Source organism: Bacillus sp. BF2-3, from assembly GCF_008368795.1.
Lineage (GTDB): Bacteria > Bacillota > Bacilli > Bacillales > Bacillaceae_G > Bacillus_A > Bacillus_A cereus.
Genome location: NZ_QOSA01000023.1, coordinates 1 through 25,853, shown reverse-complemented (window position 1 = coordinate 25,853; position 25,853 = coordinate 1). Strand labels below are relative to the sequence as shown.

The window sequence follows — 25,853 nt, the reverse complement described above, 5'->3', positions numbered from 1 at the left end:
AATGTAAGAGCAAGATTACAAAGGTGAAAATATGATTGTTTTCTATTTTGTGATAGCATGAAATTTGGAAATAAACATCAAGAGGAGGACTATAAATGAAGTTAATTTCATGGAATGTAAATGGTTTGCGAGCTGTTATCGCAAAAGGTGGATTTTTGGAATATCTTGAGGAATCAAGTGCTGACATATTTTGTCTACAAGAGATTAAATTACAAGAAGGGCAAATTGATTTAAATTTAGAGGGATATTATACATACTGGAATTATGCTGTGAAAAAAGGATATTCAGGAACTGCTATTTTTTCGAAAAAAGAACCGCTTTCAGTTACATATGGTTTAGGCATTGAAGAGCATGATCAAGAAGGGCGACTTATTACTTTAGAATTCGAAGATTTTTACATGATAACGTTATATACACCAAATTCAAAACGTGGATTAGAACGATTAGATTACAGAATGAAATGGGAAGATGATTTCAGGTCCTATATCAAACGATTAGATGAGAAGAAACCAGTTATTTTTTGTGGAGACTTAAATGTTGCTCATAAAGAAATCGATTTGAAAAATCCGAAAAGTAATCGTGAAAATCCTGGATTCTCTGATGAGGAACGAGAGAAATTTTCATGTATTTTAGAAGAAGGATTTATTGATACATATCGTTACCTTTATCCTAATCAAGAAGGTGCATACTCGTGGTGGTCGTATCGTATGGGCGCGAGAGCGAAAAATATCGGATGGCGTTTAGATTATTTTGTTGTTTCGGAAAGAATGAAAGACCAAATAACAGAAGCGAAAATTAATAGTGAAGTAATGGGGTCAGACCATTGTCCAGTTGAATTACATATAAATTTCTAAAAAAAAAGAAGTATCTCCCTAATATTAGGGAGATACTTCTTTTTTTAATTCAGTTTGTTAAAATTTTTCAAATCATTCTTGAAATAATTTCATATACATATAAATTTCTAAAAAAAAAGAAGTATCTCCCAGGGAGATACTTCTTTTTTTAATTCAGTTTGTTAAAATTTTTCAAATCATTCTTGAAATAATTTCATATTAAATATATACTTAGTAACGATAATCATTATCAGTGAAAATGATTATCAAGTGATGAAGGCGTAAAAGAATTATAGTCTAGGGGAAGTGAACGGGAATGAGTTCTGGATAAAATTATTAATCTAATGAAATATATATATGGGACAAGGTTCATATAGTTAAATTTTATTGAGAATATAGTTTGAAAATTCGAGAGGAGACATATAAAGATGAACAAGAAATTATTTACTTTAGGGATGGTTACAGTTTTAAGTGTAGGTTTAGCGGCATGTAATAGTGCGGATAAAACTTCAGGCGAGCAAAAACAACAGACAAAAGCTACGGAAACGAAAAAAGATGAAAAACGAAAAATCACATATTTAGGTAAAGAGTATACAGTGCCAGCAAAAGTAGATAAAATTGCGACAGCTAGTTTAGAGTCAATGGAAGATGCGGCAGTACTTGGAATTAAACCAGTTGGTGCCATTACTGTAGGTGGTAAATTACCAAAATATCTTGAAAAAGAGTTAGAAGGTGCTAAATCTGTTGGTGAGAAAATGCAACCCAATTTCGAAACATTACTACAATTAAAACCAGATGTTATTACATCGAGTACGAAATTCCCAGCAGAAACAGCTGAAAAGTTTACGAAAGTAGCTCCTACATTCCCGGTATCACACGTTTCAACAAATTGGGAAGATAACTTAAAGTTAATGGGAGAATTAACTGGTAAAAAAGATAAAGCCGAAAAAATTATTAAGGATTACAATTCGGACGCTGAAAAAGCAAAAGCAAAACTAGGAGATAAGTTAAAAGATAAAAAAGTACTTGTCATAAGACTAAGAGCAAACGAATTATTCCTATATCCAGAAGGAGTATACTTCAATCCTGTAATTTATAAAGATCTTGGACTAACTGCTCCAGAACAATTGAAAACTGTAAAAGCACAAGAGAAAATTTCATTTGAAAAACTTGCTGAACTTAACCCAGATTATATTTTCTTACAATATGAGGCAAGTGAAAATAAAAACCCGAAAGTGTTAGAAGAAATTGAAAGTAATCCAATTTGGCAAAGTATGAATGCTGCGAAGGAAAAGAAAGTATTTGTAAATGTTGTAGATCCAATGGCACAAGGTGGTACAGCTTGGAGTAAAACAGCATTCTTAAAAGAAGCCGTGAAAAATTTATCTAAATAATACAATAAGTAAGGTGCGTTGAATGATATGCAGAAAACAAATGCAGTACCAGTAACTATATTATGTATAGCACCCATACTCATCTTATTTACAATTATACTTTCGATTTTGTATGGGGCAAAAAGTATTGACGCTGAAACAGTGTGGAACGCATTATTTCATTTTGATTCAAGCGATGTAAATCATAATATTATTATTACTTCACGTTTACCAAGGGTAGTTGCAGCTCTTTTAGTCGGAGCATTTCTAGCCATATCAGGAGCACTTATGCAGGGGATGACAAGAAACTATCTTGCATCCCCTTCTATTATGGGTGTGACGGATGGCGCTGCCTTTGTTATTACACTTAGCATGATTTTTCTTCCGGGAATGTCATCAATTGGTATGGTTGTATGTTCAATGATTGGTTCTGCACTAGGAGCCGGTATCGTGTTTGGTTTTGGTTCGCTCCTTCAAAATGGCTTATCACCAGTTAGGTTAGCGATTATAGGAACAGTTATTGGAACATTTTTAAGTAGTGTATCGGCTGCAATGGCTTCGTATTTCCAAATTTCTCAAAATGTTAGTTTTTGGTTTAATGCAAAGTTAGATCAAGTAGATCCTAATATCATTAAAATCACGATACCGTTTGGGATAATTGGAATAATTTTAGCATTGTTAATATCAAAATCTATTACCATTCTTTCATTAGGCGAAGAGGTTTCTATTAATTTAGGGCAACGTACAAAACTAGTTAAAGCGATGGCAATTTTATCGGTAATTTTCTTAACAGGAACAGCAGTTGCTTTAGTGGGGAAAGTTGGTTTTGTAGGTTTAATTATTCCGCACATTACGCGCTTTATAATTGGGGTAGATTATAAGTGGATTTTGCCATGTGCAGGTGTTATTGGTGGCGTTTTCTTAGCGTTATGTGACGTTTTGAGTAGATTTGTAAACTATCCATTTGAAACACCTATTGGAGTCGTTACCTCTTTAATTGGAATTCCTTTCTTCCTTTATTTAATCCGTACTAGAGGAGGAGAGAGACATGCTTAAAAGTTCAAGTCAACGTTTCGGAATGACGATGGGGATTATTATATTTTTAATACTATGTGCTATTTATATTAGTTTAACAAATGGTACGTTCGACATTACGATTACAGATGTATTTAAAACACTGTTTAGAATTGATCCAGTACCAGAACATGATTTAGTTATTTTTGAGTTTCGCCTTCCGCGCATCGTAATTGCTGGATTAGTAGGATTAGGCCTTGGTGTTGCGGGTGCCGTTATTCAAGGGATTACGAGAAATGGGTTGGCGGACCCAGGTATTTTAGGCGTAAATGCCGGAGCAGGAACAGCGATTGTCATTTTTATGTTTTTCTTTCAAGGGCAATTAAAAAGCACAGACTGGGTTTCTATTATGATGATGCCAATGTTTGGTTTAGTAGGCGGATTAGGTGCAGCTATCATCATTTATCTGTTTTCTTGGAAAAACGGTAAATTAGATTCGCAGCGACTTTTATTAACAGGGATTGCAATTGGATCAGGATTTGGAGCCTTTTCTATGTACTTATCACTCAAAATGAAGTCAACTGATTTTGAAATGGCCGCAGTGTGGGTGTCTGGAAGCATATATAGTGCAAACTGGAAGTATATTGTGGCTATGTTACCATGGCTTATTATCTTAATTCCGCTTATACAAAAGAAAGCTTATTTATTAGATTTATTTCAATTGGAAGAAACGAGTATTACAAGTTTAGGTGTTTCAGTAGAAAGAGAGAAATCGATTTTACTATTAAGTAGTATCGGGCTTGTGAGCGCATGTGTTGCTGTTTCAGGGAGTATCGGTTTTATTGGCTTAATGGCACCGCATATAGCGAAAAGGCTTGTCGGTATTCAACATAAGTATATAATTCCTACGTGCGGCGTAATCGGAATGTTTCTTGTAATTGCTTCAGACTTTATTGCGAAAACAGTTTTTACACCTGTAGAGCTACCAGTTGGAATCGTTATTTCTATTGTCGGTGTACCGTATTTCTTATATTTACTTTATAAGGCGAAAGCGTAAGAGGAGGAATAAAAGTGAGTATTTTAAGTGCAAAAAATTTAGAAACAAGTTATGAAAAGCTTACAGTGTTTCGCGATTTAAATGTGGAAATACAAGAAGGAAAAGTAACGACAATTATAGGTCCAAACGGTTGCGGTAAATCGACATTGTTAAAAACAATGGGAAGAATTTTAAAACAAAAAAGCGGTAAAGTATATTTGCAAGGACAGGATTTACATACAATTCCAACGAAAGAAATTGCGAAGCAGTTAGCTTTACTCCCGCAAACTCCAATTGCACCAGGTGAGCTTAAAGTGGAAGAATTAATTTCTTATGGACGCTATCCACATCGAAATAACGTAAATAAGTTAACGACAAAAGATAAAGAAATGATTGATTGGGCATTAGATATAACGAAAACTTCTGAATTTCGAACGAGACAAATTGCAAATTTATCAGGTGGTCAAAGACAAAAGGTATGGCTAGCGATGGCATTAGCACAAGAGACAGAAGTGTTGCTATTAGATGAGCCAACTACATACCTTGATATGTCTCATCAATTAGATGTATTACAAATTGTGGAGAAGTTAAATAAAGAACATAATTGTACGGTTGTTATGGTATTACATGATATTAACCATGCATCAAGGTTTTCAGATGAAATTATTGCAATGAAGGAAGGCGAAATTGTTACAACTGGTAGCCCAGAAGAAATCATTACAAATGAAGTGTTAAAAGAAGTATTTCATATTGATGCGCGTGTCATGATTGATCCGCATAATGGGGCTCCTGTTTGTTTCGGTTATGATAGCGTTGTATCTCAAGAAGAAAAAATCGAAATATATGTAACAAGTTAAAAGGGGGGGATAGGGTGAATACTACAATTGAAAAACAGCAGATTATAACATCTAATACAGAGCAGTGGAAAATGTATTCAAAATTAGAAGGTAAGGAATATCAAATTCATATTTCAAAGCCGAGGCAACCAGCACCGGATTCAGGATATCCCGTTATTTACGTATTAGATGGCAATGCCTTTTTTCAAACATTTCATGAAGCAGTTAAAATACAATCAGTAAGAGCGGAAAAAACTGGTGTTTCACCAGCTGTTATAGTTGGAGTGGGTTATCCGATTGAAGGCGCATTTTCAGGGGAAGAAAGGTGCTATGATTTTACGCCTAGCGTAATTTCAAAAGATGCCCCTTTAAAACCAGACGGTAAACCGTGGCCTAAAACAGGAGGAGCACATAATTTCTTTACTTTTATTGAAGAAGAACTGAAACCACAAATTGAAAAGAATTTTGAGATTGATAAAAGTAAGCAAACGTTATTTGGACATTCTTTAGGTGGACTATTTGCTTTGCATATACTATTTACAAACTTAAACGCTTTTCAAAATTATTTTATTAGTAGTCCATCTATATGGTGGAATAATAAATCCGTTCTTGAAAAAGAAGAGAACCTTATACATGAATTAAACAATGCTAAGTTTGAAACAGGAGTGTTCCTTACAGTTGGATCACTTGAACGAGAGCATATGGTTGTAGGTGCAAATGAATTATCAGAGCGCCTTCTCCAAGTAAACCACGATAAACTTAAATTTAAGTTTTATGAAGCTGAAGGGGAGAATCATGCATCTGTTGTGCCGACGTCTTTAAGTAAAGGATTGAGGTTTATTAGTTACGTATAGGAAAAAAGGTTATGGATGAAACATTCCATAACCTTTTTTAATGTGTAGAATTGTCCTTTTCGAAAGTTTTGTTTCAACTTTTCGTCTAAAGAGACAAAAAGTTGTCACAAAACGGTCACAATTAGCATAAACATAAAATAGACGAAATGAACTTATTTCCAAAAAGGCTTGGTTTATTCCGATCATGATTTGTAGAGCTGAAAAAGTATGGATGAAAAGTTCACTATATTCCCAAGGAGGTAGATCGTATGAAAACTATTCTTGCTATCGCTGGACTTATTTGGGTTCTATCACATGGCATTCCAATTTATGAAGGAGAACAAATTCGCAGTGCTCTAAATAAAAATTTTAATGAATATCATATCATTGATCGGCAAGATAATGTTGTGACAGTTCGAGTAAATGACTGTTTTCATACGGTAACCGTTGAAGGAACTTCAGTAGTGAATGATACAAAAGTATGTGATCAGCAATAATTATATATGGAAAGAAAAAATTCTCAGGTTAAATATCTGAAAATTTAAATTAAAACATTATAGATGAAGAATAAGCGGGGGCGGGTAATCCCCGCTTATTCTTGTTTCACTTTATTGAATTTTGATGAGAGATATAATGATTTTTTGACAAAAAGGAAAGGGTATACTGAAAATTGAGATTAAGAAGCTAATGCGTTGTTAAGAATAATCATAAAGTGTAAATATACTCTTATGGGGTATCATGCGTAGATATTTAATGCTATAATTGATATACTCATAAAAAACAATTGTTTTATTGGATGAAGAGAAACTTTAAGAAGGTGATAATATGGATCATAAAGAGCATGAAGCAGTAACACATAGATCAGAAAAAGAAAAAGAACAGATTATAAATAGATTAAAGAGAATTGAAGGACAGGTCCGCGGTATTCAAAACATGATTGAAAATGATCGTTATTGCGTAGATATTTTAGTGCAAATTTCAGCGATTAATGCAGCGATGAAAAAAGTAGGAATGGGCGTTCTCAAAAATCATACGAGTCATTGTGTTTCAGGAGCTATTAAAAATGGAAATGGTGACGAAGCAATTGAAGAATTAATGACAGTATTTGAACGTTTTTCAAAAGCGTAAAAACAAGCTAGTATTTAACTGGCTTGTTTTTTTGTTTACCCTCATATTGGATTTGGGTGTATTGTAGTGAAAAAGTGTGTGTAAAATAAACTTTTAGAAAATAATTGAAAAATCATGATACAAAACCATTGATTACCTTAGGGGGGTATGGTAAGATGTAATTGTGATTAACAAACAATGAATAAACAAGAGGAGGATTTTAAATGGAACAGTTAACATTACAGGTTGAAGGTATGTCTTGTGGACATTGTGTAAATGCTATCGAAAGCAGTGTGAAAGAGCTAAACGGTGTTGAACAAGTGAAGGTTCAATTAGCAGAAGGAACTGTTGAAGTTACTATCGACTCGTCTGCTGTCACATTAAAAGATATCGTTGCTGTAATCGAAGATCAAGGATACGATGTTCAATAATTATTTTTAGATATGGAAATAAATCGTACTTTAAATGAAGTACGATTTATTTTGCTAATCATTATACCTCATAAGGGTATATAGAGGTGAGAGACATGAATGAAAAAAAAGAGGCCAATCTTCAAATATCAGGAATGACATGTGCGGCATGTGCAAATAGAATTGAAAAAGGTCTAAAAAAAGTAGAAGGTGTTCATGAGGCAAATGTAAATTTTGCGCTTGAAAAAACAAAAATAATGTACGATCCAACTAAAACAAATCCGCAACAATTTAAAGAAAAAGTTGAATCATTAGGATATGGAATTGTAAGTGATAAAGCTGAATTTACTGTTTCAGGAATGACATGTGCAGCATGTGCAAATAGAGTTGAAAAGCGTTTAAATAAGTTAGATGGTGTGAACAAGGCGACAGTAAATTTTGCTTTAGAATCAGCCACAGTAGACTTTAACCCTGATGAAGTTAATGTAAATGAAATGAAGAGCGCGATTACGAAGCTAGGATATAAATTAGAAGTGAAACCAGATAATCAAGATGCATCAACTGATCATCGATTACAAGAAATTGAAAGACAAAAGAAGAAGTTTATTATTTCGTTTATTTTATCTTTCCCATTATTGTGGGCAATGGTTAGTCATTTCTCATTTACGTCATTTATTTATTTACCGGATATGTTAATGAACCCTTGGGTGCAACTAGCACTTGCAACTCCTGTTCAATTTATCATTGGTGGACAGTTTTATGTTGGGGCTTATAAAGCGTTACGCAATAAAAGTGCTAATATGGATGTTCTCGTGGCGCTTGGAACGTCGGCCGCGTACTTCTATAGTGTATATTTAAGTATTCAATCTATTGGTTCTTCGGAACATATGACAGATTTATATTTTGAAACGAGTGCGGTACTTATTACATTAATTATTTTAGGTAAATTATTTGAAGCGAAAGCAAAAGGGCGCTCATCAGAAGCAATTAAAAAATTGATGGGTTTACAAGCGAAGACAGCTACAGTTGTGCGAGATGGAACAGAAATAAAAATTTTGATTGAAGAAGTAGTAGCTGGTGATATCGTCTATGTAAAGCCTGGTGAAAAAATACCAGTAGATGGTGAGATTGTAGAAGGAAAGTCAGCAATTGATGAATCGATGTTAACGGGTGAAAGTATTCCTGTTGATAAGTCAATTGGGGATGTAGTAATAGGTTCGACAATAAATAAAAATGGATTTTTAAAAGTGAAAGCAACTAAGGTAGGAAGAGATACTGCATTAGCTCAAATTATTAAAGTAGTAGAAGAGGCACAAGGTTCAAAAGCTCCTATTCAAAGGGTAGCAGATCAAATTTCAGGTATTTTCGTACCGGTTGTAGTTGTGATTGCGATTATCACATTTGCAGTATGGATGATATTTGTTACACCTGGTGATTTTGGCGGAGCACTTGAGAAAATGATAGCAGTACTTGTTATTGCTTGTCCATGTGCATTAGGTCTTGCAACGCCTACATCTATTATGGCAGGATCAGGAAGATCGGCTGAGTATGGTATTTTATTTAAAGGTGGAGAGCATTTAGAAGCAACGCACCGATTAGATACGGTTATTCTAGATAAAACGGGTACAGTGACAAATGGGAAGCCGGTATTAACAGATGTAATTGTAGCAGATGGATTCAATGAAAATGAACTGCTTAGATTAGTAGGGGCAGCAGAAAGAAATTCTGAACATCCGCTTGCAGAAGCGATTGTAGAAGGAATTAAAGAAAAGAAAATTGATATCCCGAGTTCAGAAACGTTTGAAGCGATTCCGGGATTTGGTATCGAATCAGTTGTAGAAGGAAAACACTTATTAATTGGTACACGTCGATTAATGAAGAAATTCAATATTGATATTGAAGAAGTTTCTAAATCAATGGAAGCGCTAGAACGAGAAGGAAAAACAGCAATGCTTATTGCAATCGATAAAGAATATGCTGGTATAGTTGCCGTTGCAGATACTGTGAAAGATACTTCAAAAGCAGCTATCGCAAGACTGAAAAAAATGGGGCTAGACGTTGTGATGATTACAGGAGATAATACACAAACTGCTCAGGCAATTGCAAAGCAAGTTGGTATTGATCACGTAATTGCAGAAGTATTGCCAGAAGGAAAAGCAGAAGAAGTGAAAAAACTGCAAGCAAATGGTAAGAAAGTAGCGATGGTTGGAGACGGGATAAATGATGCTCCTGCTCTTGCTACAGCGAACATTGGTATGGCAATTGGAACGGGAACGGATGTAGCGATGGAAGCAGCGGATATAACGTTAATCCGCGGTGACTTAAATAGTATTGCTGATGCGATATTTATGAGTAAAATGACGATAAGAAATATTAAACAAAATTTATTCTGGGCATTAGCTTATAACGCGTTAGGAATTCCAATTGCGGCATTAGGTTTCTTAGCCCCTTGGGTTGCTGGAGCAGCGATGGCATTTAGTTCTGTATCCGTTGTATTAAATGCATTACGATTACAAAGAGTTAAATTAAAACCTTAAAAAGCTACATTAAGTAATTGAATAGAATTAAAAAACAATACTTGAATAAGTATTGTTTTTTTGTTCGTATAGAAATTAAAACGATATAATAAAGCAGAAATATAGAATCGTATGTAGTAGAAAAGTTAAGAGGTAGTTTGGTAAGGAGACTTATATATGTTAAAAGATATTATAATTAGAACATTCCAGAAAAAAGATTTAGATCAAGTATTACAATTGTTCTATGAAACAGTTCATACGGTTAATGCAAAAGATTATAATGAGTTACAGCTACAGGCGTGGGCACCGGAGCGACTAGATAGAGAAAATTGGTTACAGTCTTTAGAAAAGAATATTAGCTATGTAGCGGATCATAAAGGTATGATTGTGGGGTTTGGGGATTATAACGATGATCGTTACGTAGATCGTTTATTTACGCATAAAGATTATCAAGGGAAAAGAGTCGCTTCATACATACTACAGAAGTTAGAAAAAGAAGCAGTGAACTTGGGACATAGGGAGATATATACAGAGGCGAGCATTACCGCAAAACCTTTTTTTGAAAGTAAAGATTTTATTTGCATAAAAGAACAAAAGAAACAGCATAATGGTCAGATTTTTATTAATTATGTTATGAAAAAATATCCTTCTCATAAATGAGAAGGATATTTTTCATTATTTTACAGCTTCTTTTAGTTCTTTACCAGCTTTGAAAGCAGGTACTTTAGAAGCTGCGATTTGCATTTCTTCACCAGTTTGTGGGTTACGGCCTGTACGAGCAGCTCTTTCGCGAACTTCGAATGTACCGAATCCGATAAGTTGTACTTTTTCACCAGCAGCTAAAGTGTTAGTGATTGATTCTACTACAGTTTGTACAACTACAGTAGCTTCTTTTTGAGAAATCTCAGCATTTTGTGCTACGTTTTTAATTAATTCTGTTTTGTTCATGTTTTTCACCTCATATGTAAATAATGCTATTTAAGTTGTTATTATAACGTATAAAACATTCGAGAACAAGTGTACGTACATATATTCGCAAAAAAAATGAAATTTGTAATATTTTTAGGGTTCTTTATAGACATTCTATTTAAGCCGACAGAGATTTGTTCTTCATTTCAGTCTTCTCTTGATAAGAAGATAGTTTCTTATTATAAGATATGAAGTAAGGTAGTGCTACAAATAACATACCTCCTACTAAATTTCCAAAGAAAACAAAAATAAAGTTTGGAAAATATTCAGCCCAAGTGAAATGACCGGCAAAAATTGCGGCTGGGATGACAAACATATTTGCTACAACGTGTTGAAATCCAATCGTAACAAAAGTCATAACTGGGAACCAAATACCGATAATCTTTCCGATAAATTCTTTACTTCCCATACTGAGCCAAACAGCTAAACAAACGAGCCAATTACATCCGATTGCAGAAATAAATGCTTGCAATGGTGTATCTTGTAGTTTCGCTTGAGCGATAGAAATAGTTTTCGCTAAAAAAGCTCCTTCAGTTAAGCCAACGATATGGCCAAAAAAGTAGGCTACAAATACAGCCCCTATGAAATTGCTAAACGTAACAATAACTAAATTTCGTATGAAATGAAATAAAGTAATTTTCTTTTGAAGCCAAGCCATAGAAACTGTCATCATGTTACCAGTTACTAGTTCACCGCCTGCAAGAATAACGAGAATAAGACCGATAGGGAATACAGCAGCGCCTAGAAAACTAGTAAATGATCCCCAATATTTTGGCATTGTTCCAATAACATGAATATCGAGTAAATACCCTAATGCGATAAAAGCACCGCCAAAAAAACCGAGAATTAGCATAGGGAGTAATGATAAATGAGCTTTTTTCCTTCCGGAATTCGCAGCAAGTTCCGTAATTTCTTCTGGTGTAAATACAGACATGAATAACCCCTCCGTAATAAAATGATGGAATGAATAGAAAAAGATTCGAAAATATATATATTATAAAAATATGGTATGACTTCTGTATAAAATTGTCAAAGTGAATAGGGAGGAAATTACATATTAATAACATTGTTCATGTTGTCACATTAATGTAACAATAAGGATTTAAAGTGTTTCTAGAGGTGAAAACATGAATACGAATCATGTAAAAAAAGAACGAAAAAAATCAATCGTAAAGATATTTATTATTAGTTTTATAAGTATATTAATGATACTAGTAAGTTTGTATTATTATGCGACAGAAATAGAACGAAAACTAGTAACAGTTACATGGAATGAAATAGAAGCTTCTGCAATTCCTAAAGAATTTAATAATAAAAAAATATTACAGTTTTCAGATGTACATTTAGGGCCAGAGTTTACATTGAAGCAACTTGAACATTTGGTGGAGAAGATGAATGAATTACATCCAGATATAGTAGTTTTTACCGGAGATTTAATAGATAAATTTGGTTCTTATAGTGCAGAAAGAGAGGGAGCGAAGGCTATTTTGCAGAAAATTTATGCTCCCTTAGGGAAATATGCTGTGTTTGGGAATCATGATAGGGGCGGGGGCGGTAGTTTATTTTACAAAAAATATATGGAGGAAGCTGGTTTTTCTGTATTAGTAAATGAAGTGCAGAAAATTAAAGTGGAAAACGGCAAATATATTACAATATCAGGTTTGGATGATTTTCTATTAGGGAAGCCGAAAATAGATTCAACTTTAAAAAACTTGAAACAAAATGATTTCAACATGTTATTAGTACATGAGCCGGATGTTGTAACCAAAATAAATCGTTACCCAGTTGATCTTCAACTGTCAGGACATAGTCACGGGGGACAAGTCCAAATCCCTTTTGTAGGTCCGTTAATTACTACCAAACTAGCTGAGAGTTATGTTGAAGGTATGTATGAAGTGGAGGGGAAGAGTAAGCAGTTATATTTATATGTAAATCGTGGTATTGGGACTACTAGGATGCCTGTTAGATTTTGTAGTGTACCTGAACTTTCAGTTTTTGTGTTGAAGCAAAAGAGTGACTAGAATATTTAACAATATGATTCGGAGGAACGTGCGATGTTGGGCGATGGAAAACAGTTTCTTAAAACTTTAGATGTGACAAAGTAATTTTCATAAATAAAAAACAACAATAGGACCTATAAAGGGTCCTATTGCTGTTTTTATCCTGCATTGATTGCCCATAAATGTCCGATTGATGGGGGCTAATTATAGTTTTACTTTGTTATTTTTGCAAGGAAAGACCATCAAAATATGTTCTATAGTTATTTGAGAATTCGAAGTTGTTTTTTGCATCCCAATTAATAGACCAAGACATTAGGCCGCGGAATGCAGGATAGCCACTCTGGTTAGAAAGTTTATACTTTCCTCCGAACGGAACTCCTTTAATGATATAATTTAAAGCTTTTTTCATTTCAGTTGGCGAAATGTATCCACCACTTGGAGCTGCCGCTGGTGCTGCTGGAAGCCCAATCATGACTTGATCTGAACGAAGAGCTGGGAAAATGTTATTTGCATTACCACCTACAGGAAAACCATGTAAGAGCATATCTGCCATAGCGACCTCGTAGTCTGCAGTACCTTGATTGTAGTTATTACCGTCCATTCCAATCCCGCTACCAGCGTTGTAGTGTTGAACATGAATGTATGTTAGTTTATCTTTCACTCCGTAAATAATTGGTAAATATGCACCCCATATGCTTCCATATGCGCTATAACCGCCTTGAACATAAGCTGTTTCAGGAGCCATGCTTAATAGAAAATCTGGACCATAATGATCTGAGATTGTTCGAATAGCTGATATAAGATTTACGATTTGGGGAGTAGTTGGATTTTTGAAATTAGTATCATTTCCGTTTAAGTAAATACCTGATTCAAGGTCAATATCTATTCCATCAAAACCGTATTTATCGATTAGAGACTGTATGGAATTAATAAAACGATCCTTAGCGGCATTGTCAGGAAGTAAAACGACTCCATTTTGTCCACCTATTGAAAGAACTACTTTCTTTCCTTTACTTTTTAAATAAGAAATATCTGATTTGAAGTCTGCATCTGTACCATACACAGGAGAAAATTCAACAGTGGAACGATCACCACCAGTTTCACCAAAAGATACATTGATTACATCCCATTTTGGTGAAACGTCTTTTAATTTAATAATGCCAGTACCGTTATCAAAGTTATGCCAATATCCAACGAGTAATTTTGAACCTAAATTGTTTGCTGCTTGTGCTTGGAAAGGGGATAGCGGTAGAAGTAAGAACATTACTAAAATACAACAAAAAAATTTGAACTTGTTTAACATATCAACACTCCTATACAAAAAGTTGTCTAGATGTATAATCTTGTTTATTTAATAATATCTGAAAATTCTTTCTTTTGTAAAGGAACTATAATTTTCTCAACAATTGTGTATGGGAAAGTATTAAACCTAATGTAATAATTTTTGAAGAAGGTTGAATTGTAATTGTTAAATTCAGAATATTTTGATATATTTTAACGTATAGAACAAAATCTTTCGCACAGTACTCTTACATAAGTTTCAAAATTTAGTTTGGAAGGGGATGTACAAGATTTGGATAAAAATCTAAAGAAAGACCTCAAAATACGCCACATTACAATGATTTCAATTGGCGGCGTAATAGGGGCTGGTTTGTTTGTTGGAAGTGGTGCAGTTGTACATTCGGCAGGACCAGGTTCTATCGTTTCATATGCATTAGCAGGACTTCTAGTCATTTTCGTCATGAGAATGCTAGGAGAAATGGCAGCTGTTAATCCGACAAGTGGTTCATTTGCAACGTATGCAAGAGAAGCGATTGGTCCTTGGGCGGGTTATACAATAGGCTGGTTATACTGGTTTTTTTGGGTAATTGTTATTGCAATAGAAGCCACAGCAGGTGCTGGTATTATCCAATATTGGATTCCACAAATACCGCTTTGGTTATTAAGTTTAATATTAACAATTTTATTAACGCTGACGAACGTTTTTTCGGTGAAATCATTTGGAGAGTTTGAATATTGGTTTTCTTTTATTAAAGTAATAAGTATTGTTTTGTTCCTTTGTCTAGGTCTTGCTGTTATTTTAGGATTTGTTCCAGGAACAGAAGCACCCGGCACTTCGAATTTAATTGGACAAGGTGGATTTATGCCAAACGGTATAAGTTCGGTCCTGCTTGGAATTACTGTTGTTATATTTTCATTTATGGGATCAGAGATTGTAGCAGTAGCGGCTGGTGAATCTGCAGAACCTGTAAAAGCAGTAAAAACAGCAACAAACAGTGTGATTTGGCGTATTCTTGTATTTTTTATTGGGTCTATAGCGGTAGTTGTTACGCTACTGCCATGGAATTCAGCAAACATATTAAAAAGTCCATTTGTAGCTGTACTTGAACATATAGGAATACCAGCGGCAGCACAAATTATGAATTTTATCGTTTTAACAGCTGTACTTTCTTGCTTAAATTCAGGCTTATATACAAATTCAAGAATGCTTTTTTCAATGGCAGAAAGAGGAGATGCTCCAAAGTCATTTTTAAAATTGAACAGTAGTGGTGTTCCCGTTCGAGCGGTTTTATTTGGAACTTTCTTCGCTTATATTGGAGTTGTGTTTAGTTACATTTCTCCAGATAAAGTCTTTTTGTTTTTAGTGAATGCATCTGGCGGGATTGCGTTACTAGTTTATCTCGTTATTGCAGTTTCGCATTTAAAGATGCGTAAAAAAATGGGGAAAGTAGAACAACAAAATTTGAAAGTGAAAATGTGGCTTTTTCCGTATGTAACGTATGTTACAATTGCTGCTATTATAGCAGTTTTAGTTGCGATGTTCGCAATTGATACTTTACGTTCACAAGCACTTTTAACAATGTTTGTTACAGTTCTTATCATACTTTCTTATTTTATTTTTAATAGAAATAAAAATAGCACAGTTTTGAATCCTAAAAGTAAGAATGAGGAATCTGTTCGATTCTAATTTTCTTATTTTCGAAGAGAGTTACACCCAGTCATTGCTATAAAAGAATCATATATAATCATAGAAACAAGTAATTACTATTGTCATAGTGGATATAAACTTTTTTCTTGACTTTTTATACGAAGGCGAGCAAAATGGTAAAAAAGGAAGGGGGGATGATGATGGAAGAGTACGTATTAGAGCTGTATAACCTGTTATATACGACAGAATGGCAAGATATTGTTTCGTTTCTAGGAATCGTATTTTGCATGAAAATTGTAATTGTATATATGGAAGAGCAAGGTATGTTCTATTCCTTCTCATCTCCGTTCGATGTGCAGCGCGAGCCGTTGCTAAACTATGCCAATGTGAATTACGAACAATTTCCTTTTGTAGTTTTCTTTATGATTCGATTTATTACAGCAATTGTAAGGAAAAAGGAAAGTGATGATGAAGAGTGCCACTCAACTTGTAAGGTAGCTAACGTTTTTTAAGCTAAATACAAGGAGGAGATTTATATGTGGTTTCGATTTCTTATGATTGGTTTCTTTTCATTAACAGCAATTTCATTAATGGGATATCAAGTGTCTGAAATTTTTCAAGCATATAGCGATACATTTTTTAACAAAAACTAATCGCATTGCTATTTGAATAATAAAGCGATAAAATCCTTCTTAAGAAGTTTTATTAAGAAGGATTTTTTTCTTTGTCTGGTCTTGCTGTGTCAAACTATTGTCACATTTACACTGTGAATAATATGTTAAAATAGTGAGGTTATGTATACATACTTGAAGGAAGAGGGAGTGACCATTTTGGTGGATCAATCAACAAATCAGAAAAGCTATGCTCCTATTGTGATAACGCTTTCTGTAATTGTAAATGCGATTATTTTATTTTTGTTCTTTGGACCTGTTGGCTATGAAGGAGAAGTACATTTTGATGTAACGATTTTACCAATGTTAAACGCGATTTTTAATAGCTTTACGTTCGTATTTTTATTAGCAGCGTTATTCTCTATTATTAAAAAGAATGTGAAAATGCATCGTGGTTTTATCCTTGCAGCATTTACGACAACTTTACTATTTTGTGTGTCGTATTTATCGTATCATTACTTAGCACCGGCAACACATTTTGGCGGAGAAGGATTCATTAAATATGTGTATTTCATCATTTTAATTACACATATTATCCTAGCAGCAATTATCGTACCACTTGCATTGTTTGCGCTTGTATTTGGTTTTACAAATCAATTAACACGTCACCGTAAAATTGTACGTTGGACGATGCCGATTTGGTTATATGTAAGTTTATCTGGTGTTATTGTTTACTTAATGATCTCACCTTATTACCAATAAAAAAATCTCAGCCTGTAGGCTGGGATTTTTTTATTAGGCAAATATTTTTGTGAAATGAAAAAAATATGGTATACAAAAGTATAGTTGCTTTTCATATAGAAGGGATGGTAAAGAAATATGCAAAATTTTGTATTTCGTAATCCAACGAAACTTATTTTCGGTAAAGGTCAATTAGAACAGTTAAAAACTGAAATTCCACAGTTCGGTAAAAAAGTTCTTCTCGTATACGGGGGAGGCAGCATTAAAAGAAACGGTATTTATGATAATGTAATTTCTATTTTAAAGGATATTAATGCAGAAGTATTTGAATTAACAGGTGTTGAACCGAATCCACGTGTATCAACTGTAAAGAAAGGGATTCAAATTTGTAAAGAGAATGGTGTTGAATTTATTTTAGCAGTTGGTGGAGGAAGTGTAATCGACTGTACGAAGGCAATTGCAGCTGGTAGTAAGTACGATGGAGATGTATGGGATATTGTAACGAAAAAAACATTTGCTAATGAGGCATTACCATTTGGTACTGTACTTACTCTTGCAGCAACAGGATCTGAAATGAATGCAGGCTCGGTAATTACAAACTGGGAAACGAATGAAAAGTATGGATGGGGTAGCCCGGTTACTTTCCCGCAGTTTTCGATTTTAGATCCAGTTCATACTACTTCTGTACCGAAAGATCAAACAATTTACGGTATGGTAGATATTATGTCGCACGTATTAGAACAATATTTCCATCATGGAACGAATACAGAACTACAAGATCGTTATTGTGAAGCTGTTTTAAAAACAGTAATTGAGACAGCTCCTAAGCTTTTAAGTGATTTAGAAAATTATGAGCATAGAGAAACTATTTTATATTGTGGTACTATGGCGTTAAACGGCATTTTAGCAATGGGAGTAAAAGGAGATTGGGCGACTCATAATATTGAGCATGCAGTTTCTGCTGTTCATGATATACCACACGGGGGTGGCCTTGCGATTTTATTCCCGAACTGGATGAAGCATGTTGTAGAGGGAAATGTAAGTCGTTTTAAACAGTTTGCTATTCGAGTATTCAATGTAGAAACAGATGGAAAGACTGATCGAGAAATTGCGTTAGAAGGAATTCAGGCGTTACGTCAATTTTGGACTTCAATTGAGGCGCCAGTAACATTATCTGATTACGCTATTGGAGAAAATGAAATTGATTTAATGGCGGATAAAGCGATGGCGTATGGTGAATTTGGTAACTTTAAAAAATTAAATAAAGATGATGTTTTAAGTATATATAAAGCTTCTTTATAAGTGAATTTAGAAAAGAAATCTATTTGATTGTTTGATCGAATAGGTTTCTTTTTTTGCTGTTTATAAATGTTTGTGGATGTTTTTGGTTATTTTTGATTGTTTATGGTTGATTTTTGTGACCGTTTTCATTATACTGTAATCAAAGAAGAGGTGAATAAAATGTTAACTCCTGAACGTCATCAAATGATATTGCAACTTGTAAAAGAACAGAAAGTTGTAAAATTACAGCAATTAGTTGAAAGAACAGAAAGCTCTGAGTCGACAATTCGCCGTGATTTAGCACAATTGGAAAAGCAAAGGTTATTAAAAAGAGTTCATGGTGGTGCCGCTGTTTTAACAGGAAAAGGGCAAGAACCAACGATGGTCGAAAAATCATCCAAAAACATTCAAATAAAACAACAAATTGCTAAGTATGCGGCTAGCGTTATTGAACAAGGTGATTGTATTTATTTAGATGCAGGAAGTACAACATTTGAAATGATTCCATTTTTAATAAATAAAGATGTTACTGTCGTTACGAATGGACTTATGCATATTGAAGCTTTAGTTGAAAATAATATTCGTGCGTATTTACTAGGCGGAATGATGAAGAGTAGGACGAAAGCTTTAATCGGTGCTATGGCACAGGAAAGTATGCAGAAGTATCGTTTTGATAAATGTTTTTTAGGTGCAAATGGTGTACATGAACAGCTTGGCTTTACAACGCCAGATCCAGAAGAAGCGCTCTTAAAACAAATGGCATTAACATTAGCAAACGAAGGATATTTCTTAATTGATGAAAGTAAGTTTTCAGAAGTTGCGTTTGCGAAAATTGCAAATGTTGAAGATGCAAATATTATTACAAACCATTTAGAAATTGATTTAGAAAAATATAAACAACAAACCAATGTAATTGAGGCTGATAAACAATGATCTATACAGTTACTTTAAACCCATCTATTGATTATGTAGTGCAAGTTTCTTCCTTTGATTTAGGAACAATAAATCGAGCGGAAAAAGATATGAAGTTTCCTGGAGGAAAAGGAATTAATGTTTCTCGTGTTCTTCAGCGTTTAGGTGTTAAAAATATAGCACTTGGATTTACTGGTGGATTTACTGGTCAATTTATTAAAGAGGTATTACAGACGGAAGGTGTAACAACAAACTTCGTCCAAGTAGATGAAGATACTCGCATTAATGTGAAAATAAAAGGGGAAGAAGAAACAGAATTAAATGGCCAAGGTCCTATTGTAACAAAAGAGCAGTTCGAACAGTTAATGAAAAAAATTGAGAGTATGCAACCTGGAGATTGTGTTGTACTTGCTGGGAGTGTACCAGTTTCTATTCCAAGTACCTTTTACGAATCAATTGCTGCGTTTGGAGCTGAAAAAGGTATTCGTGTAGTAGTAGATGCAAGTGGAAGTGCACTGCAACATGTAATTAAAAATAAGCCATTTTTAATTAAGCCAAACCACCATGAACTTGGTGAGTTGTTTGGAGTGGAGCTTTCAACAGTAGAGGACGTTTTACCTTATGGAAGAAAATTAATTGAACAAGGTGTAAAACACGTTATCGTATCGATGGCTGGAGAGGGAGCTTTATTATTTACGGCAGAAGGTATATATGAAGCGACTGTTCCAAAAGGTGTTGTAATTAATTCAGTTGGGGCCGGGGATTCTCTTGTTGCAGGGTTTGTAGGCAAATATGAACAGACAAAAGATATTGAAAAGGCATTTCAATACGGCGTTGCAACAGGGAGTGCAACAGCATTTTCAGCTGATTTATGTAAGAAGGAAAAAGTAGAAGAATTATTGTCGCAAGTAATTGTAGCTAAGCGATAGGGGGAAGCAACATATGAAAATTACAGAACTATTAAAAAGGGATACAGTCATTATGGATTTGACAGCTTCAAATAAAGAAGCTGTCATAGATGAATTAGTTGAGAAATTAAACGGGGCAAATCGTTTAAATAGTAAAACGGAATTTAAAGAAGCTATTTTAAAGCGGGAGGCCCAAAGTACGACTGGAATAGGGGAAGGTATTGCAATACCTCATGCGAAGACAAAGGCTGTTAAACAACCATCGATTTGTTTTGGTAGAAGTGTAAGCGGTATCAATTATGAGTCGCTTGACGGACAGCCAGCACACTTATTCTTTATGATTGCTGCAAGTGAAGGAGCGAATAATACTCATTTAGAAACGTTGTCTCGTTTATCGACATTATTAATGGATGAAGGATTTCGCAAGCAACTATTAGAAGCAAAGGATGAAAGTGAGCTTCTTCAACTATTTGATGAAAAAGAGAATGAAAAAGAAGAAGAGATTGAAGTCGCAAAACCAGAAGGAAATGAACCGTACGTACTTGCTGTTACAGCTTGTCCAACTGGAATCGCTCACACATATATGGCAGCGGATAGCTTAAAAGCAAAAGCGACAGAGTTAGGAATAGCGATTAAAGTTGAAACAAACGGATCAACAGGTATTAAAAACGGTTTAACGAAAGAGGATATTGAACGTGCAACAGCTATTATTGTTGCGGCGGATAAACAAGTAGAAATGAATCGTTTTGCTGGTAAACATGTCATTCAAGTGCCAGTTGCTGATGGGATTCGAAAAACGGAAAATCTGCTTAAGCGAGCTGTCAAACAAGATGCACCAATCTTTAAAGGTGTAAAAGAGGACGGGAAATCAGAAAGTATTGAGGGAGAAAAAGGATTAGGAATTTATAAGCATTTAATGAGCGGTGTAAGTAATATGCTTCCATTCGTTGTTGGTGGCGGGATTTTAATAGCGCTAGCGTTTTCGTTTGGTGGTATAAAGGCGGAAGGTCCTTTAGCTGAATTGTTCATGTCAATTGGTGGAGGAAAAACAGGTGCGTTTTTATTCCTTGTACCAATTTTAGCTGGATTTATTGCAAGTTCTATTGCTGATCGTCCTGGTTTTATGCCTGGTGTTGTAGGTGGATTTTTAGCGGCGAATGCGAATGCTGGATTTTTAGGTGGATTAATTGCTGGTTTCTTAGCTGGATATGTTGTTTTAGGGTTGAAAAGATTATTTTCAGGACTACCAGTACAATTAGAAGGAATTAAACCTGTATTGTTATATCCAGTCTTTGGATTATTGATTACAGGAGTTGTAATGCAAAAAGTAGTAATTCCGCCTGTAGTAGCATTAAATGAAATGTTGACAGGGTGGTTAAATGGTTTAAACGGTACGAATGCTATATTACTAGGTCTTATTTTAGGTGGTATGATGGCAATTGATATGGGGGGGCCAATTAATAAAGCGGCATTTACGTTTGGTATTGCTGCAATAGAAGCGCAGAATTTTGGAGTGCACTCAGCAGTTATGGCTGGTGGGATGGTACCACCACTTGCGATTGCATTCGCAACTACATTCTTTAAATCAAAGTTTACAGAAGCGGAACGTAAATCTGGTTTAACAAATTATATTATGGGAGCGTCGTTCATTACAGAAGGTGCGATTCCGTTTGCAGCTGCAGATCCGGTTCGAGTAATCGTAAGTTGTGTTGTTGGTTCAAGTATTGCAGGTGCGTTATCTATGTTATTCCAAATTACATTACCGGCACCGCATGGTGGATTATTTGTAATAGCGTTAGTAAATAAACCGTTACTATATATTTTCTCTATATTAATTGGAACAATTGTCTCGGCTGTTATGCTAGGTGTTTGGAAAAAGAAAGTTCAATAACAAATAAAAAGAGAGCAGTTTTTAGTAGCTGCTCTCTTTTTATTACAAAAAAATAGGTTAACAATTGAATATTGATGTTTTTTGGTAAAAGATGTAACGAATTGTGAATTTTTTGTAACAAAAAAGTAACACTGTAATTTTTTCTGGGAAAAAGTTCTTGTGCTCGTATATGAAAAATATATGAAAACCACTGAAGATTGTATTAGAAATGCATTTTATTAATATGGAAATTTATGTTACAACTCGTTAATCGTATATTACGAATGCTTTGTAATTGTGTGATTTCTAAAAATTCTAAAAATCTGTTGCTATAATGAAAATACGAAAACAAAGCAAATGGAGGCTATTCATGAAAAAATTATTAGGTATAGCAACAGCAGCAGTTTTTGGTCTTGGGATTTTTGTGGGTTCTGCTAAAGCGGAAACAATTGTAACAACAGACGTATTAAATGTTAGAGAAAACCCAAATGTAGAGTCAAAGCTTGTAGGTAAAGTGTTCAGTGGGAATACACTAGATGTTATAAATACAGAAAATGGATGGACAAAAATTAAGTTGAACGGTAAGGAAGCGTTTGTAAGTGCCGATTTTACAAAGAGCACATATTATGTAACGGCGGGCGTATTAAATGTTCGTGCTGGAGCGAATACTGATTCTGAAATTTTAGGTAAACTTAATAAAAATGATGTGATTGAAACGACGAATCAAGTTCAAAATGAATGGTTACAATTCGACTACAATGGAAAAGTTGGATATGTTCACGTGCCATTTTTAACAGGAACAGCACCTGTAATCGAAAAGAAAGAGGTTGTAGCTCAAGAAGAAGCGCCAGCTAGAACAAATACGCCAGTTAAAAATAATACAGTAGTTAAGAATAAAGAGTCTGTTAAGAGTAATGATTCTATTAAGAATGTAGAATCAAGTAAACCTGTGGTAAAAGAAAAACCGGCTGCAAAACCAGTTGCAAAATCTACTGAAACAAGTGCGCCTACTGGTGGTCGTGAAATTACAGTAGAAGCGACGGCATATACAGCAGATCCGAGTGAGAATGGTTCGTATGGTGGTCGTGTATTAACTGCAATGGGGCATGATTTAACAGCAAATCCAAATATGAAAGTAATTGCTGTTGATCCGAAAGTAATTCCGCTTGGATCAAAAGTATGGGTAGAAGGATATGGAGAAGCGATTGCTGGAGACACCGGTGGTGCGATTAAAGGAAATCGTATTGATGTATTAGTCGGTTCAGATGGTAGTGCTAATAGCTGGGGGCGCAAATCTGTAAAAGTGAAAGTTATACAATAGGTTATCGATATTAATATAAAAAGCGGTTGCTTGAAACTATGTAAGCAGCCGCTTTTTATGGATTATTGAAATGGATAAATAGTTTTACCTGTAATAATTTTATATGCACTGCAAAATTGCGTTTGTATATATTCTGTATTTTTATTTTCTGGATGTAATGTTGTTTCATGGAGAGTAGAATGAAAAGCCCGTAGTAAACAATTTAGGGCGAAGTATAATTCCTCTTGTGAACAATTTTGTTCTTTTGTAGAAGTGGCTAAAATGAGGTCTTTTGTCAAAGATGAAAAATTGATGGTGGATTGTTTCATAGTTAACTCATCCTCTCGAAACTATTTTTATCATGTATATGCAGAATTGGACAAACTATGTTCTTTTTTCTGTATAATTTCATGTACCGAAATGAAAGAACTTGCAATCATGCCGTTAAAATTGGTAAGATTGGGTATAATCAATAGATGGAGTATATTACATAAAGAGAGTTGAATGATATGGGAGAAGTGCAACGTGAAAAAGTTGCTGTCATCATTGGACCAACTGCTGTTGGAAAGACGAAGTTAAGTATCGATCTTGCCAAAGCGTTGAACGGTGAAATTATTAGTGGTGATTCCATGCAGATCTATCGAACGATGGATATTGGAACCGCAAAGGTAACAAAAGCAGAGATGGACGGAATTCCACATTATATGATCGATATAAAAAATCCGGAAGATTCATTTTCTGTCGCGGAATTTCAAGAACGTGTTCGCAAGCATATTCGAGAAATTACAGAACGTGGTAAATTACCAATTATAGTTGGTGGGACCGGTCTTTATATACAATCTGTTTTATTCGATTATCAGTTTACAGATGATGCTGGTGATGTGATATACCGAGAGCAAATGGAAAAGTTAGCTTTAGAACGCGGTGTGGAATATGTACATAAAAAATTGCAAGAAGTAGATCCAGAAAGTGCGGAGCGTATTCATGCAAATAATGTACGACGTGTCATTCGGGCGTTAGAAATTTTCCACACGACGGGTGAAAAAATGAGTGAACAAATTGAGAAACAAGAAAAAGAGTTACTCTATGATGTTTCATTAATTGGCTTGACAATGGATCGAGAAATGCTATACGATCGCATTAACTTACGAGTGGATTTGATGATGGAACAAGGCCTATTAGAGGAAGTAGAAGGGCTGTATAATAGAGGGATACGAGATTGTCAATCTATTCAAGCGATTGGATATAAAGAAATCTATGATTATTTTGAGAATCGAGCCTCTTTAGAAGATGCGGTGTCACAATTAAAGACGAATTCGCGTCGTTATGCAAAACGTCAATTAACGTGGTTCCGTAATAAAATGGATGTCACGTGGTTTGATGTTACAGACGGTGAAAAAACGTCAGAAATTTTACGATACATAGAAGGAAAGTTACAAGTAAAGTCGAATAATAGTAAGTAGAGAAAAAGAGGAGGATTCGACATGAAGCAATCAATCAATATTCAAGATCAGTTTTTAAATCAACTCCGTAAAGAAAATACGTTTGTTACGCTGTACTTATTAAATGGTTTCCAGCTTCGTGGACTAATTAAAGGATTTGATAATTTTACAGTCCTGCTGGAAACAGAAGGTAAGCAACAGCTTATTTATAAACATGCAATTTCTACATTTGTACCACAAAAAAATGTTTCAATTGAATTAGAATAGTAATGAATTATTGTACATAACAAAAAAGAGCGAGTTTCCTCGCTCTTTTTTTATTTGTCATAAACAATATATAGTGAAATTTAAGCGATTCTAAATACAGTAAGGCGGATGTTAGTATTTCCTGTCGCAGGGATCGTAATCTCATTAAGAGTAGATTGGACAGAGATTCTTGCACCAGCTGCTAATGTTTCTATTGTAGTAAATGAAAGTGAGTCGCCTATTAAATTTGAAGAGAAATTATCAGTTGCGACTGCTCCATTAATTGAAATTCCTACTCCGAGTGGAGCGCATCCTGGCGCAGTTGTAGAAATGGATACGCTAATTACATAAATACCACCGTTAATAACAGTAACTGTATCTGTGCCGTTGAAGATAATATTGTTTACGTTAATTGCAGTACTAAAAATAAAGTTATTAAATTGCAGTACTGTTTGCTGAATATTGTTTGTTACAACAATTGTTGCTATAGGGAAGCTAGGTCCAGTTGGCCCAGTAGGTCCAGTAACTCCTATGCCAGTAGCGCCGGTAGCACCCGTTGGTCCTTGAATGCCTTGAGGCCCGGTAGAGCCTGTGTTACCTTGAACACCTTGAGGTCCAGTGGCACCGGTAACGCCAGTAGCACCCGTGTTACCTTGAACACCCTGAGGTCCAGTAGCGCCGGTAGC

At 34.7% G+C, this 25,853-nt stretch carries 27 protein-coding genes; 22 read left to right on the top strand and 5 right to left on the bottom strand.

Annotated features, from left to right (window positions below; all coding sequences use genetic code 11):
• The first annotated feature begins 95 nt into the window (after window positions 1-95).
• From DN401_RS17505 to DN401_RS17455, 11 genes are all read left to right on the top strand, one after another.
• Window positions 96-854 (top strand): exodeoxyribonuclease III, encoded by a 759-nt coding sequence (locus DN401_RS17505; RefSeq protein WP_000767620.1) that lies wholly within the window; start codon window positions 96-98, stop codon window positions 852-854.
• 407 nt (window positions 855-1,261) lie between these two features.
• Window positions 1,262-2,227, top strand: a complete 966-nt coding sequence (locus tag DN401_RS17500; protein WP_001035506.1) for an iron-hydroxamate ABC transporter substrate-binding protein — start codon at window positions 1,262-1,264, stop codon at window positions 2,225-2,227.
• Window positions 2,228-2,254: 27 nt separating this feature from the next.
• The gene (locus DN401_RS17495; RefSeq protein WP_001173042.1) at window positions 2,255-3,262 is read left to right on the top strand and encodes a FecCD family ABC transporter permease; all 1,008 of its coding nucleotides are present in this window, start codon (window positions 2,255-2,257) and stop codon (window positions 3,260-3,262) included.
• Window positions 3,255-4,277: a FecCD family ABC transporter permease gene (locus tag DN401_RS17490; protein WP_000920450.1), complete on the top strand. Its 1,023-nt coding sequence runs from the start codon at window positions 3,255-3,257 to the stop codon at window positions 4,275-4,277. Before DN401_RS17495 ends, DN401_RS17490 begins: the two co-directional genes overlap by 8 nt.
• A 14-nt stretch (window positions 4,278-4,291) precedes the next feature.
• Window positions 4,292-5,113 carry an ABC transporter ATP-binding protein gene (locus DN401_RS17485; protein ID WP_000025765.1) on the top strand — a complete coding sequence of 274 codons (822 nt, stop codon included), beginning with the start codon at window positions 4,292-4,294 and terminating at the stop codon, window positions 5,111-5,113.
• Window positions 5,114-5,127: 14 nt separating this feature from the next.
• A complete protein-coding gene (locus DN401_RS17480) occupies window positions 5,128-5,946 on the top strand; it encodes an alpha/beta hydrolase (protein WP_001098322.1) in 819 nt (272 codons plus the stop codon).
• A gap of 248 nt (window positions 5,947-6,194) precedes the next feature.
• Window positions 6,195-6,422, top strand: a complete 228-nt coding sequence (locus tag DN401_RS17475) for a hypothetical protein (RefSeq protein ID WP_000849103.1) — start codon at window positions 6,195-6,197, stop codon at window positions 6,420-6,422.
• A gap of 328 nt (window positions 6,423-6,750) precedes the next feature.
• On the top strand, window positions 6,751-7,053 hold the full coding sequence (locus DN401_RS17470) for a metal-sensing transcriptional repressor (RefSeq protein WP_000349637.1): 303 nt from the start codon (window positions 6,751-6,753) through the stop codon (window positions 7,051-7,053).
• A gap of 203 nt (window positions 7,054-7,256) precedes the next feature.
• Window positions 7,257-7,463 (top strand): copper chaperone CopZ, encoded by a 207-nt coding sequence (gene copZ, locus DN401_RS17465; protein ID WP_000436973.1) that lies wholly within the window; start codon window positions 7,257-7,259, stop codon window positions 7,461-7,463.
• A gap of 95 nt (window positions 7,464-7,558) precedes the next feature.
• Complete coding sequence (locus DN401_RS17460; protein WP_149287890.1) at window positions 7,559-9,979, top strand: heavy metal translocating P-type ATPase; 2,421 nt, start codon at window positions 7,559-7,561, stop codon at window positions 9,977-9,979.
• 156 nt (window positions 9,980-10,135) lie between these two features.
• A complete protein-coding gene (locus tag DN401_RS17455) occupies window positions 10,136-10,618 on the top strand; it encodes a GNAT family N-acetyltransferase (protein WP_000910167.1) in 483 nt (160 codons plus the stop codon).
• Window positions 10,619-10,633: 15 nt separating this feature from the next.
• Here DN401_RS17455 and DN401_RS17450 read toward each other — a convergent pair whose 3' ends face one another.
• Both DN401_RS17450 and DN401_RS17445 read right to left on the bottom strand, forming a co-directional pair.
• Window positions 10,634-10,906, bottom strand: coding sequence for an HU family DNA-binding protein (locus tag DN401_RS17450; protein ID WP_001043904.1), 273 nt, complete (start codon window positions 10,904-10,906; stop codon window positions 10,634-10,636).
• Window positions 10,907-11,045: 139 nt separating this feature from the next.
• A complete protein-coding gene (locus DN401_RS17445; RefSeq protein ID WP_086401011.1) occupies window positions 11,046-11,861 on the bottom strand; it encodes a formate/nitrite transporter family protein in 816 nt (271 codons plus the stop codon).
• A 193-nt stretch (window positions 11,862-12,054) separates the two neighbouring features.
• On the opposite strand from DN401_RS17445, the gene DN401_RS17440 reads away from it, so the two are divergent.
• Window positions 12,055-12,948 (top strand): metallophosphoesterase, encoded by an 894-nt coding sequence (locus tag DN401_RS17440; RefSeq protein ID WP_001095336.1) that lies wholly within the window; start codon window positions 12,055-12,057, stop codon window positions 12,946-12,948.
• 199 nt (window positions 12,949-13,147) lie between these two features.
• On the opposite strand, the gene DN401_RS17435 is transcribed toward DN401_RS17440, so the two are convergent.
• Window positions 13,148-14,230, bottom strand: a complete 1,083-nt coding sequence (locus DN401_RS17435; protein ID WP_000932436.1) for a chitinase — start codon at window positions 14,228-14,230, stop codon at window positions 13,148-13,150.
• Between the two features lie 270 nt (window positions 14,231-14,500).
• Here DN401_RS17435 and gabP point away from each other — a divergent pair, with 270 nt between their 5' ends.
• From gabP to entD, 8 genes are all read left to right on the top strand, one after another.
• Window positions 14,501-15,895 (top strand): GABA permease, encoded by a 1,395-nt coding sequence (gene gabP, locus DN401_RS17425; RefSeq protein WP_000360113.1) that lies wholly within the window; start codon window positions 14,501-14,503, stop codon window positions 15,893-15,895.
• Between the two features lie 134 nt (window positions 15,896-16,029).
• Entirely contained in the window at window positions 16,030-16,368 is a 339-nt protein-coding gene (locus DN401_RS17420; protein WP_121868051.1) for a hypothetical protein, read from the top strand.
• Between the two features lie 318 nt (window positions 16,369-16,686).
• On the top strand, window positions 16,687-17,229 hold the full coding sequence (locus tag DN401_RS17415) for a DUF420 domain-containing protein (RefSeq protein ID WP_000228315.1): 543 nt from the start codon (window positions 16,687-16,689) through the stop codon (window positions 17,227-17,229).
• 117 nt (window positions 17,230-17,346) lie between these two features.
• A complete protein-coding gene (locus tag DN401_RS17410) occupies window positions 17,347-18,510 on the top strand; it encodes an iron-containing alcohol dehydrogenase (protein ID WP_001179093.1) in 1,164 nt (387 codons plus the stop codon).
• A 159-nt stretch (window positions 18,511-18,669) separates the two neighbouring features.
• Entirely contained in the window at window positions 18,670-19,422 is a 753-nt protein-coding gene (locus DN401_RS17405) for a DeoR/GlpR family DNA-binding transcription regulator (protein WP_000957279.1), read from the top strand.
• Window positions 19,419-20,330, top strand: coding sequence for a 1-phosphofructokinase (gene pfkB, locus DN401_RS17400; protein ID WP_000640859.1), 912 nt, complete (start codon window positions 19,419-19,421; stop codon window positions 20,328-20,330). The genes DN401_RS17405 and pfkB overlap by 4 nt, the downstream gene beginning before the upstream one ends.
• Before the next feature lie 13 nt (window positions 20,331-20,343).
• Window positions 20,344-22,200, top strand: coding sequence for a PTS fructose transporter subunit IIABC (locus tag DN401_RS17395; protein ID WP_000704605.1), 1,857 nt, complete (start codon window positions 20,344-20,346; stop codon window positions 22,198-22,200).
• 349 nt (window positions 22,201-22,549) lie between these two features.
• Window positions 22,550-23,500, top strand: a complete 951-nt coding sequence (gene entD, locus DN401_RS17390) for a cell wall-binding protein EntD (RefSeq protein WP_000734640.1) — start codon at window positions 22,550-22,552, stop codon at window positions 23,498-23,500.
• 62 nt (window positions 23,501-23,562) lie between these two features.
• Here the strand turns inward: entD and DN401_RS17385 are convergent, their stop codons facing one another.
• Window positions 23,563-23,808, bottom strand: a complete 246-nt coding sequence (locus tag DN401_RS17385; protein ID WP_000814429.1) for a hypothetical protein — start codon at window positions 23,806-23,808, stop codon at window positions 23,563-23,565.
• A 180-nt stretch (window positions 23,809-23,988) separates the two neighbouring features.
• Between DN401_RS17385 and miaA the strand changes: the two genes are divergently transcribed.
• Entirely contained in the window at window positions 23,989-24,942 is a 954-nt protein-coding gene (gene miaA / locus DN401_RS17380; RefSeq protein WP_000504929.1) for a tRNA (adenosine(37)-N6)-dimethylallyltransferase MiaA, read from the top strand.
• A 21-nt stretch (window positions 24,943-24,963) separates the two neighbouring features.
• Complete coding sequence (gene hfq, locus DN401_RS17375) at window positions 24,964-25,188, top strand: RNA chaperone Hfq (RefSeq protein WP_000813896.1); 225 nt, start codon at window positions 24,964-24,966, stop codon at window positions 25,186-25,188.
• An 80-nt stretch (window positions 25,189-25,268) separates the two neighbouring features.
• Here hfq and DN401_RS17370 read toward each other — a convergent pair.
• Window positions 25,269-25,853, bottom strand: a 585-nt coding sequence (locus tag DN401_RS17370) for a Gly-Xaa-Xaa repeat protein (protein WP_149287889.1), incomplete at its 5' end; no start/stop codon positions are given.